9 protein-coding genes are annotated in these 4,089 nt (G+C 70.3%); 3 read left to right on the forward strand and 6 right to left on the reverse strand.

Annotated elements, in window-relative coordinates:
* The coding region (locus ABYE80_RS17955; RefSeq protein ID WP_372791676.1) for a DUF4386 domain-containing protein at positions 1-449 on the reverse strand (449 nt) is incomplete at its 3' end.
* Between the two features lie 75 nt (positions 450-524).
* Here ABYE80_RS17955 and ABYE80_RS17960 point away from each other — a divergent pair.
* Complete coding sequence (locus ABYE80_RS17960; protein ID WP_372791677.1) at positions 525-1,190, forward strand: TetR/AcrR family transcriptional regulator C-terminal domain-containing protein; 666 nt, start codon at positions 525-527, stop codon at positions 1,188-1,190.
* Positions 1,191-1,203: 13 nt separating this feature from the next.
* Here the strand turns inward: ABYE80_RS17960 and ABYE80_RS17965 are convergent, their stop codons facing one another.
* Positions 1,204-1,362, reverse strand: coding sequence for a DUF1059 domain-containing protein (locus ABYE80_RS17965; protein WP_372791678.1), 159 nt, complete (start codon positions 1,360-1,362; stop codon positions 1,204-1,206).
* A gap of 79 nt (positions 1,363-1,441) precedes the next feature.
* Between ABYE80_RS17965 and ABYE80_RS17970 the strand changes: the two genes are divergently transcribed.
* Together ABYE80_RS17970 and ABYE80_RS17975 are read left to right on the forward strand one after the other, a co-directional pair.
* Positions 1,442-2,191: a BTAD domain-containing putative transcriptional regulator gene (locus tag ABYE80_RS17970; protein WP_372791683.1), complete on the forward strand. Its 750-nt coding sequence runs from the start codon at positions 1,442-1,444 to the stop codon at positions 2,189-2,191.
* Between the two features lie 42 nt (positions 2,192-2,233).
* Positions 2,234-2,632 (forward strand): hypothetical protein, encoded by a 399-nt coding sequence (locus tag ABYE80_RS17975; RefSeq protein WP_372791679.1) that lies wholly within the window; start codon positions 2,234-2,236, stop codon positions 2,630-2,632.
* Between the two features lie 18 nt (positions 2,633-2,650).
* On the opposite strand, the gene ABYE80_RS17980 is transcribed toward ABYE80_RS17975, so the two are convergent.
* From ABYE80_RS17980 to ABYE80_RS17995, 4 genes are all read right to left on the reverse strand, one after another.
* Positions 2,651-3,025 carry a type II toxin-antitoxin system VapC family toxin gene (locus tag ABYE80_RS17980; protein ID WP_372791680.1) on the reverse strand — a complete coding sequence of 125 codons (375 nt, stop codon included), beginning with the start codon at positions 3,023-3,025 and terminating at the stop codon, positions 2,651-2,653.
* Entirely contained in the window at positions 3,022-3,261 is a 240-nt protein-coding gene (locus ABYE80_RS17985; protein ID WP_372791681.1) for a type II toxin-antitoxin system Phd/YefM family antitoxin, read from the reverse strand. The genes ABYE80_RS17980 and ABYE80_RS17985 overlap by 4 nt, the downstream gene beginning before the upstream one ends.
* A 196-nt stretch (positions 3,262-3,457) precedes the next feature.
* Positions 3,458-3,832 (reverse strand): type II toxin-antitoxin system VapC family toxin, encoded by a 375-nt coding sequence (locus ABYE80_RS17990; RefSeq protein WP_372791682.1) that lies wholly within the window; start codon positions 3,830-3,832, stop codon positions 3,458-3,460.
* Positions 3,833-3,835: 3 nt separating this feature from the next.
* A complete protein-coding gene (locus ABYE80_RS17995) occupies positions 3,836-4,081 on the reverse strand; it encodes a type II toxin-antitoxin system Phd/YefM family antitoxin (protein WP_372791684.1) in 246 nt (81 codons plus the stop codon).
* Between the last annotated feature and the right edge of the window lie 8 nt (positions 4,082-4,089).

The raw sequence follows: 4,089 nt of genomic DNA on the forward strand, positions 1-4,089 counted from the left end.
GTCGCCAGCAGCGTGGTGTTGATGCCGATGGCCAGCCCGGGGCCCATCAGGAAGGTCCAGTCGTGGACGGCGACCAGGGCGCTTGCCACGCCGACGAGCTCCGCACCCGGGATGTCCTGGCGCAAGGTGCCGATGGCGAGCAGGCTGATCATCCCGACCGCGATCACCGCGGCCTCGAACAGGCGCCCGACCACGTAGGACACGGCGAGGCCCTCCCCGTGGCGGCGGATCACGGGGTACAGCGTGGTGGCGGTCCCGATCACCGAGATGACGACCAGGACCTCGAAGAAGGCTCCGAGCAGGAGTTGCGTGTCCCCGCGGCCGGCGTCGGCGACGTAGCCGACGTCCTTGAGCACGGGGTCGTAGAGCGCGAGGCCGGCGATGGCGGCAGCCGCTGCGACGAGGAAGAACACGCCGGCGAGGCGGGCGGAGTTTCGAGTGGTGCGCATGACGTTCCCTTCGGACAGGTGTACGGCGTACACTTCTTGTCGCAAGATAGGTGTACGGTGTACACTTGTCAAGCGATGACGCCCGACCGAGTCCCGTTGAACCGCGAACGCGTCCTCCACGCCGCGGTGGCCCTGGCCGACGAGCTGGGGATCGACGGCTTCAGCATGCGCCGGCTGGCCAAGGAGCTCGGGGTCGTCCCGATGGCGCTCTACAAGCACTTCGCGAGCAAGGATGAGCTGCTCGACGGCATGATCGACGCGGTCTTCGCGCGGCTCGAGGCCCCCTCACCGGACAGCGATTGGAAGCCCGCGCTGAAGGCCCGGGCCCTCTCCGTGCGCCGCGCCCTCGCGCGTCATCCCTGGGCCATCGGGCTCATGGAGATCCGCCGACCGGGGCCGGCGAACCTCGAGCACCACGAGGCGACGATGCGCTGCCTGCGACAGGCCGGCTTCCCCTTCGCGCTCGCGATCCACGCCTACTCGGTGCAGGACGCCTACGTGTACGGGTTCGCGCAGCAGGAGCGTGCGCTGAACTTCGAGACCCCGCAGAGCGCGGGCGAGGCGGCGCGGCGACGCGCGGAGGAGATCGGCGGCCTGGACCAGTACCCCTACCTCGCCGAGATCGCCGAGAAGCTGCCCGAGACCGGCTACGACCCGGCCGTGGAGTTCGAGTGGGGCCTGGACCTGATCCTCGACGGGCTCGAACGCCGGCTCGACGCGCAGAACGGTCGAGCCGGCTGATCGGAGCCTGCGTTCAGGCCTCCTCGGACATCGCGACGATGTCCTCCCGGGAGAGCTTGCCGACGAGCTCCGGATGGTCGCGGCTGACGTGCGCCTCGACCTGCGCCACCAGGGCGTCCTCGTCCTCGGCGCGCACCGTCTGACCACACTCGCAGTTGACGACCTTGCTCATCGTGACCTCCTGTCGGTGGGTGGAACCTCCGCGGAGGATTGTGAGCGCCGCCGGTTGGCATTACGTTGGCGAAACCTTGGTGCCCGTCGTGCACATCCAGGTGTGCGGACACATCGCCGTCCTGCGCGACGGGGAGCGTCGCGACCCGGGCATCCCGGGCCGCCAGGGACGCGAGCTGCTGGTCCTGCTGGTCCTGCGCCGCGACCGGGCGATCAGCCGCTCGCAAATCATCGGCCTGCTGTGGCCCGACGGCGCGCCGCGGGCCGCCGACGCCGCGCTCAACTCGCTGCTCTCCAAGCTGCGGCGGGTGCTCGGCCCCGACCTGCTCGTCGGCAAGGCCGAGCCGCACCTCGCCCTGCCGGCGGGCAGCTTCGTGGACTTCGAGGCCGCGTCCTCGGCCGTTCATCGTGCTGAGTCGGCGGTCGCCGCCGGGCACTGGGCGCAGGCTTGGGGTCCAGCCCGTGTGGCGCTCCACACCGCGACCCGCGGTCTGCTTCCCGGGCACGAGGCGCCCTGGGTGCAGGACGAGCGCCGCGAGCTCGAGAGCATCCGCCGGCGGGCGCTGGAGTGCGTCGCCGCCGCCGGGCTCGGGCTGGGCGGCGGCGAGGTCGCGGCGGCCGAACGCGCCGGGCGGGCGCTCATCTCCTCCTGGCCCTTCCACGAGAGCGGCTACGCCGTGCTGATCGACGCGCTCGACGCGCACGGCAACGTCGCCGAGGCCCTGCTCGTCTACGAGGAACTGCGGTGCCTGTTGCGCGACGAGCTGGGCATCACCCCCAGCGCGCAGTTGCAGCAGCGCCATCGGGAGCTGTTGCTGCAGCGGGCGTGAGGGGCTGGCCGCGGCCCCTCGACAACTGCGAGGATCGTCGCCATGAGCACCGACCGCTTCGACTTCGCCTTCGCGCCCTCCTACCGCAAGCCCGGAGCCGTGTTCGGGGTCCGGCCGGACACCGCGTGGGTCGAGGTGACCGACACGCACCTGAACGCGCGCTACGGGCGCTGGCGCGTGAGGACGCCGCTGAGCAACATCACGAGCGTCGAGATCACGGGTCCCTACCGCTTCTTCAAGACGGCCGGCCCCGCACGCCTGGCGATCACCGACCGCGGTCTGTCCTTCACGCCCAACGGCGATCGCGGGGTCCTCATCACCTTCGCGACCCCGGTCCGCGGGATGGACCCGTTCGGCCTGCTGCGCCATCCCGAGCTCACGGTCGGAGTTGCGCAGCCGGAGCGGCTCGTGGCGCGACTGCGGGAGGGGATGGCGGGGTAGGCGCGGCTGGCGAGAGGGTCACCAAGCGATGGCTGCCCCGTAGGGGTGCAGCGCGGAGTCCCGAGAGACAAGAGTCGCATCTTCGACCAGGGCCTGGGCGACGAGCAACCGGTCGAACGGGTCCCGGTGGTGGTCGGGAAGGTCACTGACCTTCGCGGCGTGCCTGAGAGTGATCGGCAACTCGGTGGCACCGCCGGCGAGCAGAGCCTCGCTCCACGTCGGCGGCGCGGTGAGCTTGCCGACCGTCTGCTTGACGGTGATCTTCCACACGACCACCGCGCTGAGGAGCACCTGGGCGTCGGGGTCGAGCATGAGACGTTCCGCCGTGGGGCCGAAGCGCTCGTCGCCTGACACCCACCAGAGGGCGGAGTGGGTGTCGAGCAACAGCTTCACGGCGCGCCGCCGAACGCATCGTCGAACCCCTCCGGGAGCTCGTCGAAGTCGTCGGCGAACGTGATCTGCCCGCGCAGCGCGCCGCGGACGGCCGCCATCGAGGACGTGGGGGTCACAGGCGTCAGCCGCACCACCGGCCTCCCGTGTCGGGCGATGACGATGTCCTCACCCGCTTCAGCGCGGGCGACCAGCTGGGAGAGCTGGGTCTTGGCCTCGTGCATGCCGACCTGGGTCATGGTCGAGACACCGTACCGCTTCTAGCTAGGCCTGACTAGACGTTGCCGGTCCGAGCGTCAATTGCCGTCTCGCCACGCCGCTAACGCCCCCTCACGGCGCTTGGTGACACGCGGAAGGAGAAGCCAGCCCAGCTCTCGCTTCTCGCGCGAGCGCTATTGAGCGGCGGCGCCGTGGCGGACAATCAGGCTTAGCTTGTCACGCCGTGAGGTGATCGACGTCGTAGGCCGTGATCATCTGGTCCGCCGTGATGAGCACGCGCTGCTCGATTCGGGATTGGGCAACGAGGACGCGATCGAACGGATCGCGATGGTGCTGCGGAAGACGGGCGGCGAGGACCGCGTGCGGGCCGTCGATCGCGAGCACCCCGAACGCGTCGTCGGCTGCGCCAGCTAGGAGGTCTGCCGGAGCCGTGAGGCGCCCGAGCGCGCGTTTGATCTCGATCTCCCAGATGCTGGCGACGCTGACCGCGACGTCGTCGCTCGTCGCGATCGCCTCGCGAGCCGTCCCGCCCAATCGCGGGCTGTTCGCCCACCACCACAACAGCACGTGCGTGTCGAGCAGCAGTCGCATGCCTCAAGCACCGAACGCGTCGGCGATGTCGTCGGGCAGCGGCGCGTCGAAGTCCGCCCCGATCTCGATCTGGCCAGCGAAGCGTCCTGGCTGGCGTCGCGCACCACGCGCGCCGACCGTGGAGAGCGGACCCAGCTTGGCGACCGGACGGCCGTCGCGTGCGACGACGATCTCCTCGCCGTGCTCCGCGCGTTCCACCAAGCGCGAGAATTGGGTCTTCGCCTCATGGATATTGACCTGGTCCGCCATCGAGTCCA

The sequence above is a fragment of the Paraconexibacter sp. genome, assembly GCF_041602235.1.
Classification (GTDB): Bacteria; Actinomycetota; Thermoleophilia; order Solirubrobacterales; family Solirubrobacteraceae; genus Paraconexibacter.